A 23,955-nucleotide genomic window follows, 5' to 3' on the forward strand; every position below is an offset into this window, starting at 1 on the left:
GATTGCCCTCCTACAGGTCCTGGCTCGTAATACAGGCGTACGCCGAATGATTGTGAATAGACTCAAAGTTTTCACACTCAACAACAAAACTCTTGATACGGGCTTCCTTGTAAAAGGCCGTGGCAATATCCCGCACCATGTCTTCGACAAACTTAGGGTTGTCGTAGGCGAACTCCGTCACATATTTCTCGTCAGGTCGTTTTAACAACCCATACAGTTCAGAAGACGCCTGCATTTCTACTAAACGGATGACATCTTCGACCCACATCAATGTATTGAAAGACACCGTCACCGTCACATGGGAGCGTTGATTGTGCGCACCATAGGCAGATATCTTTTTTGAACATGGACACAGGCTGGTCACCGGAATGACGATGCGTACCTTTAAATCGTGCCCGGCTTCCGAAATTTCACCGAGAAAAGTCACTTCATAGTCCAGCAGGCTTTTGACACCTGACACTGGCGCCGCCTTGTTGACGAAATAGGGAAACGCCATTTCAATGTAGCCGGACTTCGCTTCAAGCTTGAGCGCTGTTTCATGTAACAGCAGGTAAAAATTTTCAAGCGAGATTTCGTGCTCATGATGATTGAGAATCTCGACAAACCTGGACATGTGCGTCCCTTTAAGGTGCTGCGGCAATTGCACATACATATTCAGCAGTGCAATCGTGCCTTGCGTGTCACCAGATTTATCCTTGATCTTGATCGGGTGACGAATCGCCTTAATGCCTACCTTATTGATGGCCAATTGGCGACCATCAGCAAGGTTTTGAACATCTTCTATGGGCAATGGCAGTGGTGAATTCAAGATAATGCTCTTTTCTCAATCAAGTGATTGTCAGTGACGAGGTCTTTATTGCTTTGATATCCATTCCTGTACACCCCAAAAAAATGGGGAGGCCAACTGGCATTAGCCTCCCCTCTCAGTGCAAGTTCAACTCGGATGTGAGGGGAAATCAGCTTGTTTCTGAACTTGAGATTGAATTTTCAAACTTGTGCGCAAGCATGACAATTGCCATTAAGGATTACTCCGTAAGGATTACTTAGATCTTGATTGCCAGCATTGATTAGGCAGGATAGAAAGAGAGGGCAAAAACGAAACATTCCACGTAATAGGCCATTACGTGGAATGCGGATCAGGAGGTGAAACTTGAAGCGTTATTACAGAGGCGCACGTTGGCCAGTGAAGAAACCAACGGCTTTATCTGGTGTGCTGAAAGTCACATTGCTGCCTGCTGGGAAATACAATACATCACCCACAGTTGCAGTCACTTTTTGACCGGTGTCATCAGAAATGATGAAAGTGCCTGCCACTACGATTTTCATTTCTTCATAATCATATGAGTAGCTTAATTCATTACCGGCATGCAGGTGGAAGAAACCAGCACAGATGGTTTTGTCTTTATCTTGAGACACGAATGTATCACCCAGGAAGGCTGGTACATTCGGCACATTCATTGAAGGCTGGTCATCTTTAATAGCCTGTTTTTTAAATTGAAACGGTTTACTCATTACAGTTCTCCTTTGGGGTTACTTGAAAAGTGTTTGTATTAAATCGCTTTCAAAATGAACCGACAATTACACCTAAGGGGTACTCTCAAAGAAGCATAAGCAAGCACGCGCTGTTGAATCGAACAGGATGGCTTTGACCGGCACGTAAATAGAGAGCAAGGATGGACGGCATGGCCTGAGCCAAGCCAGCCAGACGAAAAAAGGCCTCCTGCTGATGAGAAAAAGCGCAGGAGGCCAGGGAAAAATCGTATGAATGAAGATTGCGTTAGCGCTTAGAACGTATGCTTTATGTAGCCATAGAACCTGCTTTTATCAAGGTCGTCACCCGACGCATCGACATACCAGCCTTTTTTGGTAATAGAGTGGATGTAGCTAATACCGGCATTCCACCCCTTCGAGCCGGCAAATTCGAATGCGCGACTAATCCCGACTGACATATCCGTGTAGTTGCCAACGCTGTAATTTTCAACCACCTGATGTCCGATGTGAATATTATAGTTGGTATCCGTGGTGGGGACTTTGCCGGTGTAATTGACATCAATGTAGTTTGTTCCTCTTGAGCTACCATGCCCGACAGGCTTTCCTCGGTAGGTGGTTGTACCAAGAGAGTTGGTGTTATAGCCGAACCAGTCCGTCAATGCCTGGTAGTACTTCACATTCAAGCCTTTGTAGTCGACCTTTAGAATCATCTCGACCACGTCGGAATTTTCACCGGTGAACGTATAGCCTTGGGGATAGGTAAAATTGAAAATCTCGCCAGTAATCGCAAGGTCTTCTGTAATGGCTTTTCTATACCCAACGTAATAATCCGTTTCATAGGTGTTGCCGTAAACCGCATCTCTATGCACAGTCCCGTAACCAAACCCGGCATAAAATCCACTGTCATGCGAATAATCGATGCTCGCATAAAACTGACCGTGTTTTGCGAATGACAAGCCCCTGAACAAGTAATCGCTATACGCGCCCGCCGTCATCGACCAGTGGTGCGGCGAACTCTTTGCCCCACTTTGCTCTTCGTTATCACGCTGCACGGCCTCTTCAGCCAGTGCTACAGAACTTCCTCCAAACGCCAGGAAGAAGCTACAGACTATGATTCCTTTACTCTTTTCCATGTACTCCCTTTCAAATCGCATATCATATTTTTAATAATTACTTATTACTGACCGATGCCTAAAAGGTGAGGCTATTCGCCAAGATTGCTTATTTGAACTACGTTGAATACTTTATATTTTTTGAACTTGTACTCACTTCATCTTTTATTGAATATCCTCAACAACTCCTGATCGCCATCAGCAAATAAATAGTGCAATGATGCAATTCAACAATAGCGAGGTTATTTTTTTAAATATAGAAAGAACTGGCATGCCGTTGCATTTAGAGCTACCGCGATGACTGTGATGCCACTTTTTACTACCACCTGCCGGTTTTTACCATTCCCACTAAGTCTTAATACCTTTGAAGTATTGCCGGGGTGTATTTTTCGAGATAAGTTAACCCTCCTACATAGATCAAGACACCGGATATCAAAACACTGAGCGTCCTGATAAAAACAAAAAGAGCTAACTAGCTGAATTCATGAGAGAAATCAGCGAACAAAAGCTCACGCATATGACGGGTGCTGTCAATTAGGAGCAAAAACATGGGGAATTGTGACTTTTTAGAACGAACTGACATCATTGCCAGTACAGACTTTCATTTGATTAAGCGTGAGTCTTCCGATGTCATTGAGCAAGCAGAAGCTTTACCCTTTTGGTCGCAGGATTACACACAGCTTGGAAAGGGCGGATTTTCAGGCTCCATCAAGAGCATTCATCACAGCGGTATCCAGATTTTTAGCGAGAAGATGAACCGCGCGGTCGACCAAATTGCCAGCGCGCCTAAAGATTGCCTGGTCATCGGGTTACCGACCATCGTTGAGGGTGACTCAACCTGGGGACTGCTGCCTGTGAAACCCCTTTCTTTAATCACACTAGGGAAAAATACCGAGTTGTATTTCAGAACTTCTGCCAACTCTGAAATCATTGCAGCGGTGATTCCCATCAGCAGGATGCAAGCATTCGCGAAGAAAATTGAATGGTCAGGATTTGAAGAGGCCGTCAGCACCATCAAACCTGTAGAAATGCTACACAACGAAGCCTCCGGTCGCCTTTTAAAAACACTCACATACGGGCTTCACTCTGTTTACGAGGACTCAAATAAAGCGCACCGGAATGAAAGCTGGGAAAACTATGAAGAGGATTTACTCGCCTCATCTATGCATGCTCTTATGCTGGCGAGCAAAAATGCTCATCCATTCTATTTTGATCACAAGATTCCAAGATATATCGTCAACCGGGTCAGGCATCTCACCCTATCGAGAGACGGCTTCCCGTTAAGCATTGACGAGATATGCGACCATTTGCGCATTCGGCGTAGAACGTTGAACTCAGCATTTGCACGCGCATTAGGCATTACACCATTAACCTATATGCGGAATCTCAAACTCCATAAAGTACGCATGGATTTAATCACTTACCCCAGTGAAAAAGCCAGCATTTGCGAAGCGGCCTCAAGATGGGGCTTCGTCCATATGAGCCTTTTCTCAAAGTACTATAAAGAACTGTTTGGAGAGTACCCAACTGAAACACTGCAGCGAGTGAGGACAAAAGAATAAGTGTCATCACTGTTAAGCACGCGCCGAGAATTAGCGGTGAAGATCATCCTGTCATCAAAGGAGGTCAACTTAGGGGATGACCATTGCTCACTTTCATCCGTTCCGGCGCACCATCAGCAACTCATCCAACCCTAATACGCGCGTGCCGCATGACCAGAAAATCTGCTTGGTGTTTCCATATGTCGTGGCGTGATTGATTTCGGCTTTAAGAACGCATCAATCGCAGCCGCTAAACGTTCAGGCTCATCATATGGCAGCCCATGCCCGACATCAGGAATGAGTTTGTATTGCAGGTCTGGGTTAAGTGCATGCAACTCACGGGCGGTTTCGGCAGAGACGATGCCTTCGCTGCCCAGTACCAATAAAGTAGGGACGTAAATATTGCGTACCAATTCATCAAACTCCGGGTGCGGCGGGATCAGCACATCGAAAGCACGCGGATTGGTGCGGAACCTGGCTTGCACAATATGTTCCAGCATCTCAGATGAACGATAGCGATATTTGGCTTTGGCTTCTTTAAATAACTCTGATTTACTGGAGCGCAAGATCTGGCGGTGCTGTTTCACTGCCTCACGTTCATCCAATTGGCCCTGCCACTCAGGGCTGATGAATGTCGGGTCTGCCAGCACGATGCCTTCAATCGCAAAGCCTAAGCGGCTGGCAACCATGGCGGCGGTCATGCCGCCCATTGAGTGGCCGAGCAGGTAAGGCGATTGAATGTCTAGCGTTCTAATCAGTTCGATCACGTCATTGGCGTGGTCTTGATAGGTGTATCCATGCAGAGGGGCACTTGACTGACCATGGCCGCGTGCATCTGGCATGATGATGTCGTAGTGGTCTTCAAGCTCACGTGCCAGCTGCGACCAGCAGGCGCCACTGCCAGTGAGGCCGTGCAGCGCGATCAAGGTGGGCTTGTTGCCACCGGTTCTTAAATAATGAATGTTGATGCCATTTGCGCGGCACACCGTATCAGTCCAGTTGGCAGAAATAATGTTTTTACGTGTCATGATTAAAACTTTCTGAAAGATCCGGTGACGACGCCCCAGATGGCAAACTGCATTTGCCCTTGAATGAGGATGGGCGAGTATTTGCCTGAAGAGTTGGCGGGTAATAGTTTGGGTTTACCGTCTTTTTGTTTGGCCAGGGTTTTGACCGTAAATTCGCCATCGATCATGGCGAGCACAATATCGCCTACCGCGGCGACCTTGTCTTTTTCTACAATGGCTTTATCCCCAGGCATCAGGCCCACTTCAATCATGGACTCGCCCTGAATGGTGACAAAAAAGGTTTTGTCGGCCTTGTTGATCAGGTATTCGTTGGGATCCATCGCTGAGCCAATATGGTCATCGGCGGGTGATGGCAAGCCAGCGGGGACTTTGGACTCAAACAGTGGGAAACTCAGGTTGATAAGGTCACCTGATAGCTTTATAAACTCATCTACGCTATCCAGACTCTCTTTTAACTCGCTCAGCCTTTGCTTTCTGGCATAGGCTTCGAGAAAGCTGGCAATGACCGGCTTTTGACTATCTGGCACGCGGATGACACTGGTATTTTCTTTATACGTGCCTGTGCCAGCCTTGCGTCCTGAGCCGGGTTTTCTAGCGGATTTTATGGGGTCATCGTTTTGCATGGTTTTTATTGTAACATTAAAATTATTTTATTGTTACAATAAAAACCACATCATGCTACGGTGTTGTTAATGCAGGCTTGTCGCCATCCTGTATACATTTTTTGGTGTGGTGCACCATGGTGCCATCCATTAACTGCGTGGTTTCTTTGCCCACACGACAGTTTTTCTCAGCGTCCCACGTCCACACATTGGCGTAGATTTCTGTATAACTGTTACGGTCCCAACCGTACATGGCCTCATGACCATGTTCAGCGGCACTGCCAGACTCTTTAAGCTTTAAATACCCATTCAGCTTCTTATCCACCACTTCTACCATGCTGGCACCATTAGTATGCCAAATGGGCTTGGTCACTTTACTTTTTGCTTTAAACAGCCAGAGTGGACACTCATCTCCACCACACAGACACATGCGTGCAGGCTTGACCAGATAGGCCTTGGTTGTGGCATTCAAACTCACTAACTGCGCTTCAAATAGATCCAGCGCTTTGATCTCATGACAGGCAGCTAGCTGATTGCCCCCCAGTTCATTCGACAAATAGGCGATGATAGGCCCAGGCACACTCACAGGCGCCCTGAATGCTTCTTTGGCATTGAACTCTTCAGCCATCACAATGGTGGCAAATAGCCATGACGAAAGTATAAAAATGTAACGCAGGAAAGTCATCGTTTTAGTAGTCATCAGTGTTTAATCTCTCGCCTTTACCCGTCGCGATAATAACAGCATAACAATTAAAGGTTTAGTGAAAAGGTGACGTTAATGCTATGATGCGCGCCCCTTTGCGGGATTAAGCATACATAAAAACAGAAGGGATAATATAGATGCTAAAAAAAATGATTCCACTTACAGGCCTGGTAGCCTCACTTGGCGCCCACGCTACATCGACCACGGTTGCAGTACCAGAACCTGAAAGCGTCAGCTTGGTATTATTAGGTTTGGGCTTGATCGGCTGGATTGTGATTCGCAGAAAATAACCCTGTGCCTACCGCACCAAACCACGCCTGAAGCCCCACTCAATGTGGGGCGTTTTACTTTTATAAGCTGCTCATTAAGCGTGGATTAACCGTACCAGCCAATTTAAATTGACGACGACTTAAATCACGTCAATTTAAACAATCAATTGCTGGCAGATTGGTTATTATCATGTCTTAACATTTAAAAAAGAAAAATAATATGAACAAACTGATTGGGTTAGCGCTGCTCGTCATCGGTATTGCTATCGGATGGCAGCTCGACATGCATCTCAGTACCGTCGAAAAAGTGAATATTGCTTTTCCGCCCAGACCTGAAGTCAGGATTCAGCTCGAAACCATGACATCGTTGATTCCGTCTGATGACCCATCACTGGCATCATTCAAAAGTGCGTATGAATCCAAACTGACACTCAGGGCGCTGACTTGTACCCAAGCAACCCCTATCGACCGCTTTGACTCTGTCAACGACATCAAAAAACAAGCCATCGACCGTGACTGCCTGAAAGAACAAGATGACCAGCTGCTGGCGCTGATTGGGATCAAAATCGTCGGTCTCCGGCTGGCACAGCCGCCATTACGCCCCCTGGTAAAACTCGGTCCACCAACAGTGATTCATGGCACTGAGAATGCCGAAATTTACACGGGAAAATCCGCCTCACAGGCAGGCGTGGTCGTACTGCGAGGCACTCGTAGTGAGTTTACTTCTGTCGAGATTCCAAGTGGCAAAAAGATTGCGAGTTTACCCACTATCCCCGAAGCCTCTCACACCAATTACGCGATTTCGCCTAACGGCAGAGTGCTTGCCATTGCCGTTAACAATAGAGACCTGCGGTTTATTGATAACGAAACAGGACAGGATTTGTGGTTAGCGAGAGACGTCGGGCAACTGTATGCCTGGCTACCAGAAATGCAAGCTATCCTGGTGCAAGACAATAAAAGTGGCCCCGGCAATGGCGGCGTCGTGCTGATCGACTTTAAAACAGGGACCAGCAAACCCTATGCAGTTCCCCTGAGAAATCAGTCCTGGGCATTACACTTAAGTGCGTCGCCGTCTCGACTGCTGATTGGCTCTTATAAGGAGTTTTCACTCATTGAAAACACGCGTACCGCTGAAGGGGTCAATGCCTCTGTTGTCAAAGAGTTTAGAATCAAGTCGCCATTCGCCAGTGTCAGCTCACTCACGCCAACGGCTATGCTGAATGGCCAGGCGATTGTCTTTGTGACAGGCCGCGATTTCATGTTGTTTAACCTGGAAACCCGGGAAGAAAGGCTATGGGAGTCTCATGAAGTGATTGGAAACAACTATGCAAAATGGAGTGAGGAGTCTATTTTAGTGGATGGTTATGGCCAGCCCAATACCGGCACCACCAAACCGTTTATTTTCAATGTCAAAGACGCCACCCTGTCCCCCGTTGAAACGGCAGAGGGTAATCAGGGGATTATCTATGAATTAAACGGACGGACTGGATTTATGCGCAGGTCTCACCAAAAGGTCTGGGTAGGTGACGAGCTACAAGCGGGCACGCCTGAGTCACTGGACGACATGATTACCGGACGCAAACTTGAACGACAATTGCAGGCATTGGAACAAGAGGAACGGTTATCCAAGGCCAGGCTGGAAGCATTGAAAATGGGGCAAGACATAAACCGTGCACCCCGTCCTATGTACCCATACAGCGCCCCAACCATGTCGCAAGACATATTAATCAGAAGGCAGGTAGAACGAGGCTATTATCCCAATACCGTGCGTATGTCGCCAGCGATGTCACCTGCGGCAGAAGCACCGGCAGCAGAGGCTCCTGCCATGGCGCCTGCGCCCATGCCCAGCCCTCTGATACAAAGTGCGCCAATACAAAACTCTCCAATACAAAGCTATAGCGCGGCGGCAAATGAGCTGCGCAAGCAAGCAATCACCAATACCACATCCCGCATGTTAGGATCTATTCCGAGTAACGCGAGAGTAGAGGCTGTCGGCGTCTATGAAGCAAAAGATCGCTCGTCAAGCGGGGTCAATGTCATGATCAAAAAATCGGACCAGCCGATTGTATTAATGCTGAGTGCTTATGAACCAGTGCGCTGGAATTTAATGAAAGAACCAGGGGCTAACTTGGTAGCGGTCATTGCCAGCGGACATCACCTGCCAGAGGTCACTGGTGCGGGAGCAACCAAGACGGTCATTAAACGCGGGGAGTATGCTTACCAGCAAAATAGTGCTGGTTACGCAGCGCTCAATAACGAAGCCATGCTGTGGACAGGAAAACCCATTAGCAAATTTCAAGGTATTTACGGCGGCACCGTGTTTATTGTGGGCAACTGAATAACACCTCACACCCATTGAAAGCGTCTTTACACGGGGCTTACAGCAATGGATTAAGTTTCGTCAACGTTGTGGCTAGCAACACTACCGTAGCGGCTAGCCACAATGAAGTACCAGATCAAAAACTGAACACGGTATAGCCACTGCTGGATAAATGGGCAATGCTGGGCAAACCAGACGTGCCAGGAACACTGTTATCAGTGACCAGATGAAAGCCATTTAGCTCCGCATCCTCACGCGCACCAAATACATCTGCACATCCGCATGAAACACCGACGACCACATCGGAGACTGCCGCGTAAAGTTGATATAGCGGATGACCAACTTTGGTGACATGGCTGACCCAACGCGTACCCGTGCCTTGAAAATAAATCGCGACTTCTATGTTTTTCTGCTTGAAGTCATAGGCGGCGGCCAGGCCATTAAATGCGCGGCCTAGCGCTTCTTTGCCGCCGTGTGTTGGGTCTGAAAAAATAATGATGGCTGCTTTCATGTGGTTCTCCTTTGATCAGGTAATGTCGTGATTGACACCAGAATTTTAGGAGTGGAAAGCAACTGGAAAAACGACTCAGCGAGAAATGGATTGTTTCGCTGAGCGTAATATCATTTGGGATTTAAAGTTGGCTGACGACGTAAATACTCCACCATCTCATCTATAAAACGACGGACTTTAGAAGAGCCTAATTTGTCTTCCCGGTGCACCACATGCACCGGCCATGGCGCTTCTTCAAATGACTCAAGGATCAGGCGCAAGGCATCACGATCTACCTCGTTCCATACTTGATATGACAGCAGGCGCGCGATGCCTAGCCCACCTGTTGCAGCAGCTAAAGCCGCATCATTGCTGGTGACAGTCAGGCGCGGATCCATCCTGACCAATAAAGGCTCGCCATCGGATTGAAAGCGCCATTCGGTATGCGGTGAAACGGCACTTGAGGCGATAATGGCATGCTTGGCCAGGTCAGCGGGCAATTGCGGCGTACCAAATTTTTCGAGATAAGCTGGCGATGCGCATAGCACGCGTCTGACCTGCCCTACTTTAATGGCCCGCAACCCGGAGTCAGGCAAGTGCCCGATACGGATGGCCACATCCATGCCTTCATCGACCAGATTGGTCACGCGGTCGACTAAATGCGCAATCATTTTTACCTGCGGATAACGTTGCATGTAATCAATCATGCAAGGCATGACAAACAGACGCCCGAACATCACCGGCGCGGTGATGGAAAGCGTACCGCGTGGTGTGGCGTTACTGTCTGCGACCGCTTCATTGGCCTCTGCAATACTGGCCAAAATGGCCCGCACATTGTCGTAATACTGGCGGCCCGCATCGGTGAAGCGCACATTACGCGTCGTTCTTTGTAATAACCTGGCGCCAAGTTGTTCTTCCAGCGCCACAATCGCACGCGTCACTGCAGCCGGAGAAATATCCAGTTTGCGTGAAGCAGCCGCAAACCCACCCTCTTCGGCAACACTCGCAAACACCCTCATTAAGTGAAACTGGTCGATGGTCTTTCTCCCATTACGTTCTCCGGGCGAAATAATGTATTGCGGCTAGCCCTGATTCTCTCATTCACATTATTGACTAAAATTTGGCCATGCGTAAACAAAGCCAGGAGAAAATCATGACGACACATTTGGTTGCAGATTTAGTATCACCCAGCGATATCGTGTTCACCCCGGCGGTGAAAGCCAGACAAGAAGAAAATGGCTCAAGAGCAGGTTATGCGAAATTCGAGAGCACACGTGGCTGGGAGTCTCGCGTGACGCCTGTGCTTGCCGAGTTTATTGCTGAGCAAACCAGCATGTATATGGCGACTGCCAATGCCCAGGGGCAACCTTATATGCAGCATCGCGGCGGCCCGCGTGGTTTTTTACATGTGCTCGACGAACAAACACTGGCCTTTGCGGATTATGCCGGTAACAAGCAATACATCACCGCAGGCAATCTGGATGAAAACCCGAAAGCACAGCTATTTTTGATGGATTATGCCAATGGGCAACGCATCAAAATCTGGGGAGAAGCCAAAGTTGTGACTGGCGACCATGACCTGGCGGCCCGCGTCTCTTCGCCGGATTACCCGGCCAGGGCGGAGCGTGTGATTGTGTTTACGATCAAGGCCTGGGATGCGAATTGTCCTAAACATATCCCCAAGCTTTTAAAAGTAGAGGATGTCATGCCCGCGATTCAGGCGCGTGATCAAAAGATTGCCGCCTTGGAGGCACGACTGAAAGAGTTAGAGCAGAAACTCTCGGGGTGATAAGTGTCCGTTTTGCATCGGCCTGTGCTTCATGATTGAATGGCTGCGGAAAACGCAGCCATTCAACAATCTCAAATAGTGCCTAGCTGGCATCGCCTCTTAAAGCAATCGCCACATTCAAAGCTGTGAGCACGTTTTCTGCATCCAGACTGCTTTCACTGACTAGTGCCTGGTGCTCACCTGCTGGCGTGTGGATAACGATTGAATATCTGGGAGTGGCCAGGAACCATAGCACACCTCCATAAATAATGGAGAAGATACCAACGAGCGGCAGGCTGCCGCTACCAAACAACAGCGCCAGGCCACCGAATAGACAGACGCGGGCGAAGCCGAGTTGGGGCTTGAGGATTCTGCGCTCTATGGTGGTCACGCTTTTAATGGCGATGGTTTTACCGTTAACAATAAAGCGACTGTTACTGACGCTTACGCCTTGATGGCTGAAATAGATTGCTTCTTCCATAGCGCATCTCCATTGTTATCGATGAATAAAATTTTAACACTAAAATGTCAATAATTAACCATTAATAACAATTAAGTAAGGATTTTTGGTGACGAGTAACCGCTATACTGACCTTGAATAAGGTGCAAACCCTGTGCTGGCACAGACATAAAGGATACCGATATGCATCAAAAAACGTTTCTGGCAAAAGATGGCCAGACTTACACCCTCAATCTCAACGAAACAGGCGAGGAAATGGTTGTCTTACTCAATCGCGAGCAGGTTGGTGTGATTGATTTTCAGTTTAGCAAGGGCATACAAGGTGCCGAGAGCTACCTGATCACCGTGCTGGACCTGGAAAAGTGTAAACGCAAAGGCATAGGCGAGGCGTCACTCAGGTTTCATCAAGCCGTTTTCCGCCGTCCGTTAAGGGCCAATGGCGACATTCGGGAAGGTAGGCAATCGCAAGAAAGCCAGCTAACAAAAGAAGGCAGCGGCTTTATTGGCCATATGCGCGCCAAAGGCGTGATCGAACTGATCGATTTTCACGGCGCCTTCAGTGAAGACGAGTAGCAAGTACCGCCTCACTCAATAAGTGGCGGTGACATCGGCGGAAAATCCGTATGCGTGACGTGAGATGTCCCTCGCACAGGCACAGCGCCACTCACCGCAGACACGCCTCGATTAATCAACGCAGCATCCAGCGCCCGAATGACCTGCTCAATATAGCGGCTATTGTTATCTTTCAATACCTTATGCTCGCCCGTGGCAGTCTTTATCACCACAACATAGTTCGTTTTGACAAATAGCCAAGTCATCGCACCAAGCGCAATTAAACAACCGCCCACGACAAATAGCGCGCCTTCGGTCAGCAGAAATAATAATCCGATAGAGAGAATGAAAACCGCGAGACTTCGCGGCGGCTCAACCACACCCAGCTGCACTGAAATAATGTCACGTATGTTGTATATATAGCCGCTGGCGATAAAGCGGCTGTCGCTGATGATGACACCACCATCACTGAAAAATACTTTTCTATCCATGGCGTGCTCCTTTAGAGCTATCTAGACGGGGGCGAGTCAGGGATAAAAGAACAGCAATCACGAAGACACCCACGCACACTGCGTGTTACGTTGTGAATCTATACGACTACAAACACATGCCACTGAAGTAAAAGCGCTACCAGGGAAGCACGAGAAAGAGGCTTAAAACGACAACTAAAAACAATGACTTAAGTGAGAAGACCTCAAACAACCACAAAGAGGAGAAGGTAAAGGGGGTTTCCGAGAGGGTTTGGATTAACTATACGCCCATGCAGGACGCCATGTATATTATTTTCATACGTTAAGATCACTGGCAGTGGCAAGTCGAACCTGCCTCAATAATGACCTACACCGTTTCAACCATAAACACGCCATTTTTGCCGTTTTTCTTGGCTGTGTACATGGCTTTGTCCGCTTGCCGGATCAATTCGGTCGGTTGCGTCTCTTGAGAATGCTCACTGGTGTAATAGGCGATACCGATACTGACGGTAATATTTAAGGTGATCTGGTTAAAGTGGAACGGCTCAGAAATCGCACGCAGCACTTTTTCTGCAATCCTGCTCGCGTCGGCGACCTGGCCCACCCCCTCCAGCACAATGATGAATTCATCACCAGCATAGCGGGCCACCGTGTCAGATTGACGCGTAGACTTGTCTATCCTGTTGGCAACTTCGCGCAACAGCATGTCGCCGACGTTGTGGCCATAGGTATCATTGACTGATTTAAAGCCATCCAGGTCAACAAATAAAATAGACAGCGTGGTTTGATTAGCTTTAGCGCGCTGCACGGCAATAGGCAGAATTTCTTCCAACTTGCGCCGGTTGGGCAGGCCGGTTAATGGGTCATTGCGAGCCTCATTTTTGAGCAAGCTTTCGAGTTGTTTTCTATCGGTAATATCGCGCAAAAACGAGGTGAACAGGACTTGCTCATTGATCTCCAGCACGTTCACTTGCAGCTCAATCGGGATACGTACGCCATCCTTCCTGATCGCCTCCAGTTCGATGCGCTTGCCCATCATGTCTGATTTCTTTTCCAGCGCGAACCGCCGCATGCCTGCACGATGCGCCTGCTGCAACTCATTCGGGATAATCAGTTTATCCAGCTTGCGGCCGATCGCCTCTTCATCGCCCCAACCGAAAATATGCTCAGCCTGCTTATTCCAGGCTTTGACAATCCCGTCAGCATCCATGCATACATAAGCATCGTTGGCATTATCCAAAATGGTGCGCAGCTCTAGCTCTGCGTTTTGCAACAACTGCTCCGAGGCCGTTTTTTCCTGATAGGCTGCCAGCATGGCCTTGTTTGCCTGCTTGAGCTCTTCGGTACGCTGGCTCACTTTATCCTCCAGCGTTTTACGCAGCAATGTCAGCGCGATTTCTGTCTCTTTGGCGCTTTGAATATCTCTGACAATCGCCACAAAGTAATCCAACTCACCAGTAGCGGTGAGCTGCTTGGTCACGGTCAGCTCCACCCAAACCACGGTGCCATCTTGTTTAATATATCTTTTTTCGAGCTGATAACAGTCTAACTTGCCAGCGACTAATTGATCCAGCAGGTTTAAATCAGTGTTTAAATCCTCAGGCAAAGTAATGTCCTGAAACGTCAGAGTCAATAAATCCGCCCTGGAATAACCAACAATGCGGCACAACTCCTCGTTCACTTCTAGCCAGCTGCCGTTTGGCTTGACCATGGCAATGCCGATGGCCGCATTTTCAAACAGGGTTTTAAACTTGCTTTCGGAGCTTTGAATCGATTGCTTGGCTTCCAGCATACGCTCACGGAACTGCAGCTCCCTTGTGGCAAGATGCGCCAGGTCATTCAGTGCCGCCAACTCTCTTTCAGTGAGTTTTTTGGGCTTTTCATCAATGACACAGAGCGTGCCTAGTGCATAACCTTCCAGGCTTTTGATCGGGATACCCGCATAAAAACGGATATTGGGCGCATTCAATACCAGCGGATTATTGGCAAAGCGTTCATCAGTCAGCGCATTCTCTACAATCAGCTGCTCACCACTTTCAACGGCATGCGTGCAAAAAGAAATGTCGCGCGCGGTTTCTGACACCTCAACCCCATGCCTGGATTTAAACCATTGCCGATGTTCATCCACCAATGAAATCAAAGAGATCGGCGTCTCAAGAATCGTTGAGGCAACCCGGGTAATGGTATCGAAAAAATCTTCAGGCTCAGAGTCGAGCAACCCTAACGCGTAGAGTTTTTCCAATCGCCGCTGTTCATCATTCAACATTTTTGCATTCACATCTTGTTCGGTATTCAATACCTGAAATAACGTCACAGAAACGAAAAAATTAACGCTTCTTAGCTAAAAGTCATAGTTTATTGACTGAAAAACAGACTCGCGTCCGCCACAGGCATAAAAAAACGGGGCAAAAGCCCCGTCAGAATGGAGATCAACCATTTTCTTATAAAGAAGTAATCCACTGCACCACTTCTTTGAATTCGTCATCGCTCAACTTGCCCGCGTTAGGTGGCATAGGCAACACACCCCAGTTACCACGGCCGCCAGTTTTAATTTTTTCGATTAATGTGGCCTGTACATCCTGGCCTTTATATTTGGCAGCCACGTCTTTAAATGCCGGGCCAACTTTACGGCTATCAACGTTATGACAAGCCAGGCAACCGCCTTTGTCGGCCAGTGCTGTGCCATCAGCCCAGGCGGCTTGTGAGGTTAAACCCAGCGCAGCAATAAACAGTAAGCTGGTAAGGCCAGGCATGGCTACCCATGCATATTTTGATTGAGTGTTCATCATGAAATCCAGTGTATTGGGTAAGAGAATTCTAATGGTCAATGCCGGTGTCTGATGGCAAAAATCGGCATCACCTACCAGCATTGCCATGCGCCTGAAACAAGCTGTTAGTCACTGCTGACGACGGGGATCCCTTTAAAGGCACTTGTTTTTTTAAAACTCAGGTTCATGGCGAGTGCGCCGGTGGAACACTGGTCCAGGCAAGCCCCGCAGCGGGTACAATCGCCATGCGTGACATACGCTGCTTTTTTAGAAACCACTGGCGCCAGCACATGCGGCTCAGGGCAGACTTTGATGCACTCGGCACAGCCGTGGCAGGCGCCTGCCTGTGTGGCTTTGACGCGTAAACGGCCTACCCGGCCCAGCACGGAGTAAAACGCACCTACCGGACAAATATGGCTGCACCAGCCACGGCGCGTGACAAAAATATCGAACAGGAAAATACTGGCCAACACGGTGGCACCGGCGACGGAACCCCACATCAGTTCGCGCTGAAACAAGGTAATCGGGTTAATCGTCTCCCAGGCCAGGGTGCCGGAAAGCAGCGACAGCAGTAGCGATAACACCAAAATCGCCACCCGCAGGTTCTTCGACAAGGTGTAATTGCTTTTGATATTGAGCTTTTGCCGCAGCCAATAAGAAAGGTCAGTCACCAGGTTAATCGGGCACACCCAACTGCAATAAATACGGCCACCCAACAACAGGTAAAACACGGCCACAATGACCACACCAATCAGGGCAGCTCTGCCCAACGGCGCCCCGGCAAACAACGATTGTAGCCAGATATAAGGGTCAGTGAGGCCAATGCCGAACCAGACACTGGAAGACAAATTACCTTGCGCAAAATAACCGCCCGCAGGTAACTCAACGGCAAAGGCTGCAATAATCAGCAACTGCACGATACGCCGGCTGAACAGCCAGCGATTGCGATAGAGCATGGCGTGCAGGCGGCGCATAGGCTTACCAACGACCTACCGATTGTGCGCCTTCAACACCTAAGCCCAGCTCACGTGGCAGCACGCGGATAGCCGCTTCCGAGAGCACACAGTGTTTTTCACAGGTTCCGCAACCGGTGCATTTGCTGCTATCAACGGTGGGAATCTGCAATACGCCGCGTTCATTTTTAATCGGCTTGAGCGAGATAGCTTCCCCAATAATCGGGCATACGCGCACACAAATACTGCAAGTGAGGCCTTTGTAATTAAGGCAGGTCTCATGCCCAACCAATACCGCCACGCCCATATCGGCTTTTTTAATATCGGTCAGCAATGGGCTCAATGCCCCTGTCGGGCAGGCACGTGCGCACGGGATATCCGGACACATGCGGCAAGGGTCCGTGCGGCCAACAAAATAAGGTGTGCCGGTGGGCGCCGGATCACTCCAACTGGCCAGGTGCAAAATATCATAGGGACAGGCTTCTACGCACAAGCCACAGCGGATACAGGCGGCATTAAACTCCGGCTCAGGCAAGGCACCTGGCGGCCTAAGTACGCTGGCCGCACGTGCCGGACGTGAATCGAGCACCGCTTTACCAAACATGGTAATGACGGTCGCCGCGCCTAACTGGCGAAAAATCTTGCGAAAAACCTTACGCCGCTCAGGCTCAGCGATTTCTGCTGCTACAGATGTTTTGTCGGCCATCTAGGACCTCCTGACGGGTGAGCCTGGGTAAATCATACTTAGAAACAGAAGACGACACGTTCACAGTATTTACCAGCAAATTGGCACGAATAATCGGATGTATCCAGCATTGCATTACAAACTCGCCTTTGGCATCGGCGGGCACTTGCCAATGGACAGTGGTGCCCGGGGTTTGCACCCCCAGATTCACCATGGTGCCGTCCGGGTAAGTCACATAAATGCTGTGCGAAATATCCGAACGGTTGCGGATGGTGATGGTGTCGCCCGGTTGCGGCTCAAAATCCACAGGCGCAAACTCATGGTCAGACAGCGTCATGCGATGACTATGCGCAGGATCACTAGCAGTCTGTTTCAACGGCGCGTGACTCGCCGCGCTACAGCTGGCGAGATACAGTGCCAGCAACACCAGCAAGGCATACAGGCCTATCCAGGCGGACAGTTTGCGCGATGCGCTCATTAATCCAGGCAAAAACGTTTTCATCTACCCACCACCCTCACGACCATTCAACGATTGCTATTCAGGCATCACTGGTGCCTGCACCTTCAGGGCACCACCGTCCAGACTTTGGATAAAAGCGATCAGGTCACTTTCTTCCAAGTCTGACAGTTCAAACTTTTGCATATCCTTGGAAAGGCTCTCGCGCTGGATGGCCTCACTTTTGTAATGCTTGATCACGGTTTTCAGGCCACGGATGGAGCCATCATGCATATAAGGCCCTTCAATCGACAGGTCGCGCAAAGAGGGGGTTTTAAACGCATGCTGCATCAAGGTCACTTGTGCAGGTACTTTGGCGCCCCGGCCTAGATCTTTGCTCGGCAGGCCAATGTCATGAAAGCTATCGTCGGTAAACCGCCATGAACTATGGCAAGCCACACAATTGGCTTTATTTTTATCGTTAAACACAGCAAAGCCACGTTTGGCGGATTCGCTGATGGCCTCTTCGTCGCCTGCTACCCAGCGGTCAAACGGGGCAATATTGGACACCAGCGTACGCTGGAAACTGGCCAGGGCCTGCGTGATCCGCTGCTGGCTAATACTGTCATCGCCAAAGGCCTGGGTAAACAAGGGGCGATAGCCCTGAATTTGCTGTAAACGACTCACCAGGCTGGCGAGGTCAAAATTCATTTCGTGTGCGGTGGTGATTGGCAAGACGGCCTGTGCTTCAAGGGTGCTGGCGCGGCCATCCCACATGAGTGCACTCAACCATGCACTGTTTAATACTGTCGGCGTGCGACGGGCATTGCTGACGCCTTCTGCCTGCAATGGCAACGTGCGGCCATCACTCCAGCGCTGGTCTGGGGAGTGACACGTAGCACAAGCCATCCCGCCTGACCTGGAAAGGCGCTGGTCGAAAAACAGGGTTTTTCCCAGTGTGGCTTTTTCCAGGGTCAGGGGGTTAGACAGGGGTGCCGGAATACTGTCTGGCCGCTTGAACTTTTCCCTCGGAGGAAGATTTGCGGACCAGGCAGTATTCGCCACCATCAGCGTGCTTACGATTAGAACCCAATTTCTAAACAAGATTAAGCTTCTAAACCACATACTGATTTTTCTTTGACAACAAGCGTTAGCTTGCTTTACCCACAATCGGTGAAATGGTGCAGTGATACGTCATGGCATCATTGTCAGCACCGAAGCACCAGACGATATCGTTGTTGAACTCAGGGCGGTACACCGGCAATTCACCTTGTGTATTCACGCAGTTACAACGGCCGCAAGTTTGCTTACCACAGCAGTCACGGTAGGCAATCAGGTAAGTCTGCTGATCACCCGGGTTGTAACAACTGGCCACCCATGAGCTTGGTGACAGGCTGCTGCCTGGTGGGCAAGACGTCAAAGTACCGCCGCAGCAGTCACACAGATTGCCGTCGATCGTACAATGACGCCAGTAATCACAAGCCTTGGGGTCTTTGTCCTGCGGCTTGAAGCCGCTTCTGGTCAGGTTACCGGTGGTAGCTGCCTGCACTTCACCACCCAGGCGTGAGCGGCGGTCTACCGGCAACAATGGTAACAAGGCAGAACCGACCAGGAAGCCACCCAGGCGGCCGATAAAGCCACGGCGGCCGGTTTTGCTGGCGGTGGTCCGTGCCAGCTTCTCAATTTTTGAGTCAAACCCAGTTTCTTTTTTCATTTCGTTTACTCTCTCCGTAATCAAGACGTGAACCAGCGCTTAATGCACTTTGTTCGCGGTCACTTGTTTAAATTTAGGTGCAGTGTTTTCATCCTTGAGGTAGTTCTGCAAGGTTGAGTGGCCATGACGGATAGTCTCAAACAGGCTTTCTACATGCTCACGGGTATTGCACAGGCCTTTAGCCAGGATTTTGCCGTCCTGATCCAGCAACACGCCGTAAGGTACTTTTGATACCTGGTAGCGCATGCCAATCTCGGCAGAAACCACATACAACTCACCATCCAACGGGTGATCCTTGAGGAACTGGCGATGCTCAGCCTGGGTACCGTCACTGATCAGGATCACGTCAGTCTCTTCAATCGCTGCCACTGAGCGAATGATAGGCAACAGTTTCTGGCAGATCGGGCAGGATGGGCCGGTAAACATCAGCAGGCTAGGACGGCCTGGATTAATGGAGCGGCCAACCAGGACAGGCTCGCCGTCGAAGGTGTTCACGTTGAAAATCGGTGAACGTTCGCCGACATCCGGGCCGTGGTCTATCATCATGGCGCCCAGCGGTGCTGAACGTTCATGTAACAAGCCAATTTGACGGATCACGCCCAGCATTAATGCTGCCAATGCCAAAAATGCTCCCCACAACAGCACATTTGATGCAATCAAGATTCCACTAGTCATTTGAATTTCCTTTATAGATTTCTAATTTATGTTTGGTCGCTGGAAAGCCAACCATCAGGTCTGCCGCCATGTAAATCAGTGACAGCATGACGGCCGAAGCCAATGCAGTCAGGGCTGATTCGATGCTAATGCCAGATATCTCCAACGGCACTGCAGCGACATACAAGCTCATTCCAGCCAGGGCCAGGGCTCTCAGCACGTGAAACATGCCGATACGGCTCATGCTGGTCGGGCGGCGCACACAACCACAATCAATGTGGGTGCGGCCACGGCCGACATTCACCGCAATGGCGAAAGAGAACACCATGAACAGCCCGGCAGCCACACAGGCGGCCGTGGTGCGTAGTGAAGGCACCAGCAAGGCGATTGCACATCCCAGTTCTACCCATGGCAATAACTTGGCAAAAGGTGCAACCAGAAAGTTAGGCAAAAGTTTGTAGTTCGCCACTACGCCCAGGAACTCATCCTGACTGCGAAGCTTGGGAATTGCTGCTGCTGCGAGAATCAGCGCCACAAACAGTGACGCAAATATCGCAACGGTAGGATCATTCACCATCGAGTCCATATCGATCTCACTTATCCGCAATGTAAATCATGGAAGGAGCACGGCCCAGTTCATCGATACTGGATAAGGCCTTGCCGCTCACAGCATCAAAAGTGAACAGTGTTTTCGCTTCTTCAGACACCGCGTACAAGTACGGCTTCTCATCCTGGCTCACAGCGATAGAGTTGATTTCATGCTTCAACTCGATACGACGCAGGCGTTTGCCGGAGGTCGCGTCAACCACAAACACATAGCGGCTAGGCAATTTGTGCGTCCATTTTTCGCGTTGGTCTGCCAGCAAATACAGCTCATTACGTGCTTTGTGGTAAGTCAGGGTTTGCCAGCCACCTGGACGCCATTTGTCCGCTTTTTCCTTGTCGGTGAACACTTCAATTGGTTTGAGGAACTCGGCACCGCTCTCAGATAATTTCGCCTGAAAAATCTTGCCTTCGTACGTCGGCCAGGCCAGGTGATTATTTGAGTTTGAATAGTAAGGGTTATTCAGCAGATACTCTTTTTCAGTATGGAATACCTTGGTTGGCTTCTGCTTGGTATTGCCCTTGTTGTCATAGGTGAACTGCATCAAAGAACCATCACGACAGTGCATGAAGAAGTTCTGGTTTGCGGTTGGAAAAATATGGTAACAATCAGGCACGTTCATGATTTTCACGAAGGCTTTTTTCTCCAGATCAACCAAACCTACACCAGGTGAAGGTGAGAACTGCTGGAACAGCAAGTGCTTGTCATCCACACTCAAGCCCGCCGTACGCTCGAACACACCGGTCAGGAAGCGGCCTTCTGGAATATCGATATCGGCAATCGGCTCATGCGTTCTGGTATCAATTAACTCCAGATAATCATCACGCTTGCCACGGGCCACGCGAGAGTACATGGTATTGGCGATGGCTAAAAACTTGCCATCTGACGCCACCATGACGTTAGGCAATTTACCGGCATCGGTCATGCCGAGCAGCTTGCTGGATTTGCCATCTATTGAATAAACAGTAGATGTCATATGGAAGTTACCTGGATCCATCACGTAAACACGTTTGGAATCGCTAGGTGGTGCCACTGCGATAGATGTTTCATCCTGCAACTTGGCAGTGATCTCTGAACCGAGCTGGTTTGGCGTTGCATCCGCCATGGCCAGGCTGCTGGATAGCATGAGTGCTGCCAAAACCAGCCCCCCCGCCAAGCCTGTCGGCTTAGCTTGACGAATCATCGATGGATGATCGAATGTTGTCATAAATCCTCCTAATATTTTTAAATGGATAGAACTTGCTATTGCGTCTGGTGTTGCTACCGGCTTACAGCATCACCAGCATTAAAGCTGCTGAAGCGATCGCCAATAACAGGAAACCATCAACTTCAACTGCACTTTCCTGCCAACGGGCCAACCAGGCTTGAACCGACTGATCCTTAACAGGTAAGAAGTTAACCGCCACTGGCAAGCAGCGACCGATATTGAATACGGCAATCACGGCAATGCCCGCCTTGACACCCCCACTCAGCAAAGCCACGCCAGTGACGATGTACAGCATCGGCGTTTGCACATAAGTCAGGTAGTTCATGCCCAGCGAGAAACCATACAGCAGGCCAATCACAGAGGAACGGAAGCGGAAGCGTGCATCATGTGGTACTTGCGCACGGCGTTGCGGATAAGGCATTTTCAAAAAGCCGAACTGGTGCAAACCGTAACCAATCGCCAGCGCTGCCAGGCCGATCACCGAGTACTGCAATGGCACTTCGGCAAACAGCAGCCAGCTGATACCACCCAGCGCGCCACCGAGTACCGCAGCACCGATGGCATAGCCCACGGCATGCGTGAAAAAGGTAGGCGCCCAACGGGCAACCGAGCCGAATGAGTAGCGGCCTGCCGGTCTCAATAAACTTAAACTTGAATAACCGCAAGGAGACCAGGTAGACAGCAAGCCGCCGACAAAAGCCAGCAACACAAACAAGCCAGTGAGTGCCATCTCCACCGACATCGCGCTATGCATGACGCGACCGGCAAACACACCGGCGGCAATCGCGGTGAGCATCATGATGAAGCGGGTGCCGGTCGATTGTGATTTTGAAAAATGATACGCATCGGGGACACAGGTCTCGGCTGCGTAAGGTTGGGACGAACGGCTGATGGCAGTGGCCCCCATGTTCATACTCATATTTCCTCCTTTGGCCTGCTGGCCTAAGCTTTGTTTTAAATGAAGCATGAATATAGCGGCCTTGATTCACGGGCTTTAGCAAAAATCGGCATATCCCCTTTATGAACGATTTATGAAGGCCAAGTCATGCCAGTTTTTACTATTGAAATAAAGCCCCTTCTTTGTGAAGGACATGTTGGAGATATCTGGAAGGGGCTATAAACCGGGAACAGCTGGCCCGGCGAGCCAGCTGGCAGGCGAAAAATCCGCGACTACATATTCAGGCGGATATAGCCAAAGAACTTGTTCTGGGCCGTTTTATAGCCATCTGCAGCTGTGTACCAATCATCGTTGGCATCAATCGCCACATAACTGACCCCTGCGTTCCAGCCTTTCAAACTACCGATACTGAAGTCCTTATTGAGGCCAACCGAGTAATCGGTGTAATTGCCGATGTAATAGTTTTTAACCACCTGGTGGCCAACATGGAACACACAGTTGATGCCGGTATTGGCTAATGGCGTGGTGTAACTGGCCTCGACATAGTGACTGCCTTTGGAGCCGCCCTCGCCCATCTCGTGATTGCCTATCATGGCGTGCCCCATGGACACCGTGTTCACTCCAAACCAGTCTGTCAGTGAATGTGAGTATTTAAGATTGAACTGATGGTAATCCACCGCGATATTGGCTTCTGCCACATGCGGATGCTGGCCAACATAGTGCCGGTTTTGCGGGTAGTAATACTCAATAAAACCTGCTGTCACTGTGGCATCGTTAGCAAACGTTTTTTTAAAGCCGCCATACAGATCGATCTCGTAGGTGTTGCCATAAATCGCATCTTTATTCACATTGGTATAACCCAGCCCCAGGAACCAGCCACTATCATGAGAATAATCCACGGCCGCCTGAAACGCGCCACGGCCACGGCCATACGAAATGCCTCTGAACAAATAATCGCTATAAATGCCCACATTGCCATTGAGATGATGCGGGGATGCAACTGGCTCAGCCGGCCTCCCTTTATCCAGGCTAATCCCCTCTTCTGCGTGCGCCGGGCTGGCCAGCAGGGCAAATAAAAACCACGCGCCAAACAGGCGCTTTCTTTCCTCGTGCATAGATTTCCTCTCTCATCGCTCTTTAATTTTTTAGTGTTGATGCATCAACCGGGCTAGAAAGAAAGGCAGGGAAATTCAGACATACAACCACATGTCATGACTGGTGTTTTGCAAC

General features: G+C 49.5%; 27 protein-coding genes. 5 read left to right on the top strand and 22 right to left on the bottom strand.

Annotated features, from left to right (window positions below; all coding sequences use genetic code 11):
* Window positions 1-10 precede the first annotated feature (10 nt).
* The 3 genes from folE2 to ACIDE9_RS09935 all read right to left on the bottom strand — a co-directional run bounded on the left by folE2 (window position 11) and on the right by ACIDE9_RS09935 (window position 2,624).
* Window positions 11-808, bottom strand: a complete 798-nt coding sequence (folE2, locus tag ACIDE9_RS09925; RefSeq protein WP_411994498.1) for a GTP cyclohydrolase FolE2 — start codon at window positions 806-808, stop codon at window positions 11-13.
* Window positions 809-1,161: 353 nt separating this feature from the next.
* The gene (locus tag ACIDE9_RS09930) at window positions 1,162-1,512 is read right to left on the bottom strand and encodes a cupin domain-containing protein (protein WP_019880650.1); all 351 of its coding nucleotides are present in this window, start codon (window positions 1,510-1,512) and stop codon (window positions 1,162-1,164) included.
* Window positions 1,513-1,784: 272 nt separating this feature from the next.
* On the bottom strand, window positions 1,785-2,624 hold the full coding sequence (locus ACIDE9_RS09935; RefSeq protein WP_228519982.1) for a TorF family putative porin: 840 nt from the start codon (window positions 2,622-2,624) through the stop codon (window positions 1,785-1,787).
* 527 nt (window positions 2,625-3,151) lie between these two features.
* On the opposite strand from ACIDE9_RS09935, the gene ACIDE9_RS09940 reads away from it, so the two are divergent.
* The gene (locus ACIDE9_RS09940; protein ID WP_194754673.1) at window positions 3,152-4,165 is read left to right on the top strand and encodes a helix-turn-helix domain-containing protein; all 1,014 of its coding nucleotides are present in this window, start codon (window positions 3,152-3,154) and stop codon (window positions 4,163-4,165) included.
* A gap of 131 nt (window positions 4,166-4,296) precedes the next feature.
* Here the strand turns inward: ACIDE9_RS09940 and ACIDE9_RS09945 are convergent, their stop codons facing one another.
* The 3 genes from ACIDE9_RS09945 to ACIDE9_RS09955 are packed head-to-tail and all read right to left on the bottom strand — an operon-like array spanning window position 4,297 to window position 6,474.
* Complete coding sequence (locus ACIDE9_RS09945; RefSeq protein ID WP_411994501.1) at window positions 4,297-5,172, bottom strand: alpha/beta fold hydrolase; 876 nt, start codon at window positions 5,170-5,172, stop codon at window positions 4,297-4,299.
* 2 nt (window positions 5,173-5,174) lie between these two features.
* Entirely contained in the window at window positions 5,175-5,795 is a 621-nt protein-coding gene (locus tag ACIDE9_RS09950) for a LexA family protein (protein WP_411994503.1), read from the bottom strand.
* 55 nt (window positions 5,796-5,850) lie between these two features.
* Complete coding sequence (locus ACIDE9_RS09955; protein ID WP_411994505.1) at window positions 5,851-6,474, bottom strand: hypothetical protein; 624 nt, start codon at window positions 6,472-6,474, stop codon at window positions 5,851-5,853.
* 140 nt (window positions 6,475-6,614) lie between these two features.
* Here ACIDE9_RS09955 and ACIDE9_RS09960 point away from each other — a divergent pair, with 140 nt between their 5' ends.
* Complete coding sequence (locus ACIDE9_RS09960) at window positions 6,615-6,767, top strand: PEP-CTERM sorting domain-containing protein (protein WP_411994507.1); 153 nt, start codon at window positions 6,615-6,617, stop codon at window positions 6,765-6,767.
* Window positions 6,768-6,966: 199 nt separating this feature from the next.
* Window positions 6,967-9,084: a hypothetical protein gene (locus ACIDE9_RS09965; RefSeq protein ID WP_411994509.1), complete on the top strand. Its 2,118-nt coding sequence runs from the start codon at window positions 6,967-6,969 to the stop codon at window positions 9,082-9,084.
* A gap of 118 nt (window positions 9,085-9,202) precedes the next feature.
* Here ACIDE9_RS09965 and ACIDE9_RS09970 read toward each other — a convergent pair whose 3' ends face one another.
* Both ACIDE9_RS09970 and ACIDE9_RS09975 read right to left on the bottom strand, forming a co-directional pair.
* The gene (locus ACIDE9_RS09970) at window positions 9,203-9,577 is read right to left on the bottom strand and encodes a DsrE family protein (RefSeq protein ID WP_411994511.1); all 375 of its coding nucleotides are present in this window, start codon (window positions 9,575-9,577) and stop codon (window positions 9,203-9,205) included.
* 110 nt (window positions 9,578-9,687) lie between these two features.
* On the bottom strand, window positions 9,688-10,575 hold the full coding sequence (locus ACIDE9_RS09975) for a LysR family transcriptional regulator (RefSeq protein ID WP_411994513.1): 888 nt from the start codon (window positions 10,573-10,575) through the stop codon (window positions 9,688-9,690).
* Window positions 10,576-10,709: 134 nt separating this feature from the next.
* On the opposite strand from ACIDE9_RS09975, the gene ACIDE9_RS09980 reads away from it, so the two are divergent.
* On the top strand, window positions 10,710-11,345 hold the full coding sequence (locus tag ACIDE9_RS09980; RefSeq protein ID WP_411994515.1) for a pyridoxamine 5'-phosphate oxidase family protein: 636 nt from the start codon (window positions 10,710-10,712) through the stop codon (window positions 11,343-11,345).
* A gap of 82 nt (window positions 11,346-11,427) precedes the next feature.
* On the opposite strand, the gene ACIDE9_RS09985 is transcribed toward ACIDE9_RS09980, so the two are convergent.
* Window positions 11,428-11,805, bottom strand: coding sequence for a DUF6232 family protein (locus tag ACIDE9_RS09985; RefSeq protein ID WP_194754678.1), 378 nt, complete (start codon window positions 11,803-11,805; stop codon window positions 11,428-11,430).
* A gap of 162 nt (window positions 11,806-11,967) precedes the next feature.
* Between ACIDE9_RS09985 and ACIDE9_RS09990 the strand changes: the two genes are divergently transcribed.
* Window positions 11,968-12,357 carry a hypothetical protein gene (locus tag ACIDE9_RS09990; RefSeq protein WP_411994517.1) on the top strand — a complete coding sequence of 130 codons (390 nt, stop codon included), beginning with the start codon at window positions 11,968-11,970 and terminating at the stop codon, window positions 12,355-12,357.
* Window positions 12,358-12,368: 11 nt separating this feature from the next.
* On the opposite strand, the gene ACIDE9_RS09995 is transcribed toward ACIDE9_RS09990, so the two are convergent.
* From ACIDE9_RS09995 to ACIDE9_RS10055, 13 genes are all read right to left on the bottom strand, one after another.
* Window positions 12,369-12,827 (bottom strand): DUF6232 family protein, encoded by a 459-nt coding sequence (locus ACIDE9_RS09995; protein ID WP_411994519.1) that lies wholly within the window; start codon window positions 12,825-12,827, stop codon window positions 12,369-12,371.
* Window positions 12,828-13,173: 346 nt separating this feature from the next.
* Window positions 13,174-15,072: a PAS domain S-box protein gene (locus ACIDE9_RS10000; protein WP_411994521.1), complete on the bottom strand. Its 1,899-nt coding sequence runs from the start codon at window positions 15,070-15,072 to the stop codon at window positions 13,174-13,176.
* Window positions 15,073-15,247: 175 nt separating this feature from the next.
* On the bottom strand, window positions 15,248-15,682 hold the full coding sequence (locus ACIDE9_RS10005; protein ID WP_411994523.1) for a c-type cytochrome: 435 nt from the start codon (window positions 15,680-15,682) through the stop codon (window positions 15,248-15,250).
* A gap of 17 nt (window positions 15,683-15,699) precedes the next feature.
* Complete coding sequence (napH, locus tag ACIDE9_RS10010) at window positions 15,700-16,548, bottom strand: quinol dehydrogenase ferredoxin subunit NapH (RefSeq protein ID WP_411994525.1); 849 nt, start codon at window positions 16,546-16,548, stop codon at window positions 15,700-15,702.
* 4 nt (window positions 16,549-16,552) lie between these two features.
* Window positions 16,553-17,233 (bottom strand): ferredoxin-type protein NapG, encoded by a 681-nt coding sequence (gene napG, locus ACIDE9_RS10015; protein ID WP_411994527.1) that lies wholly within the window; start codon window positions 17,231-17,233, stop codon window positions 16,553-16,555.
* Window positions 17,196-17,714, bottom strand: a complete 519-nt coding sequence (locus tag ACIDE9_RS10020) for a methylamine utilization protein (RefSeq protein WP_411994529.1) — start codon at window positions 17,712-17,714, stop codon at window positions 17,196-17,198. Before ACIDE9_RS10020 ends, napG begins: the two co-directional genes overlap by 38 nt.
* A 33-nt stretch (window positions 17,715-17,747) precedes the next feature.
* Window positions 17,748-18,752 carry a tryptophan tryptophylquinone biosynthesis enzyme MauG gene (gene mauG / locus ACIDE9_RS10025; protein WP_411994531.1) on the bottom strand — a complete coding sequence of 335 codons (1,005 nt, stop codon included), beginning with the start codon at window positions 18,750-18,752 and terminating at the stop codon, window positions 17,748-17,750.
* A gap of 46 nt (window positions 18,753-18,798) precedes the next feature.
* Window positions 18,799-19,362: a methylamine dehydrogenase (amicyanin) small subunit gene (gene mauA, locus ACIDE9_RS10030; protein ID WP_019883212.1), complete on the bottom strand. Its 564-nt coding sequence runs from the start codon at window positions 19,360-19,362 to the stop codon at window positions 18,799-18,801.
* 39 nt (window positions 19,363-19,401) lie between these two features.
* Complete coding sequence (mauD, locus tag ACIDE9_RS10035; RefSeq protein WP_411994534.1) at window positions 19,402-20,037, bottom strand: methylamine dehydrogenase accessory protein MauD; 636 nt, start codon at window positions 20,035-20,037, stop codon at window positions 19,402-19,404.
* Window positions 20,030-20,602 carry a MauE/DoxX family redox-associated membrane protein gene (locus ACIDE9_RS10040; protein WP_411994536.1) on the bottom strand — a complete coding sequence of 191 codons (573 nt, stop codon included), beginning with the start codon at window positions 20,600-20,602 and terminating at the stop codon, window positions 20,030-20,032. Before ACIDE9_RS10040 ends, mauD begins: the two co-directional genes overlap by 8 nt.
* Before the next feature lie 7 nt (window positions 20,603-20,609).
* Window positions 20,610-21,827: a methylamine dehydrogenase (amicyanin) large subunit gene (gene mauB, locus ACIDE9_RS10045; RefSeq protein WP_411994538.1), complete on the bottom strand. Its 1,218-nt coding sequence runs from the start codon at window positions 21,825-21,827 to the stop codon at window positions 20,610-20,612.
* A 61-nt stretch (window positions 21,828-21,888) separates the two neighbouring features.
* Window positions 21,889-22,746: a methylamine utilization protein MauF gene (locus ACIDE9_RS10050; protein ID WP_411994540.1), complete on the bottom strand. Its 858-nt coding sequence runs from the start codon at window positions 22,744-22,746 to the stop codon at window positions 21,889-21,891.
* Between the two features lie 251 nt (window positions 22,747-22,997).
* On the bottom strand, window positions 22,998-23,840 hold the full coding sequence (locus tag ACIDE9_RS10055) for a TorF family putative porin (protein ID WP_411994542.1): 843 nt from the start codon (window positions 23,838-23,840) through the stop codon (window positions 22,998-23,000).
* Window positions 23,841-23,955: the final 115 nt, after the last annotated feature.

The sequence above is a fragment of the Methylophilus sp. 'Pure River' genome (genome assembly GCF_046765995.1).
GTDB lineage: Bacteria > Pseudomonadota > Gammaproteobacteria > Burkholderiales > Methylophilaceae > Methylophilus.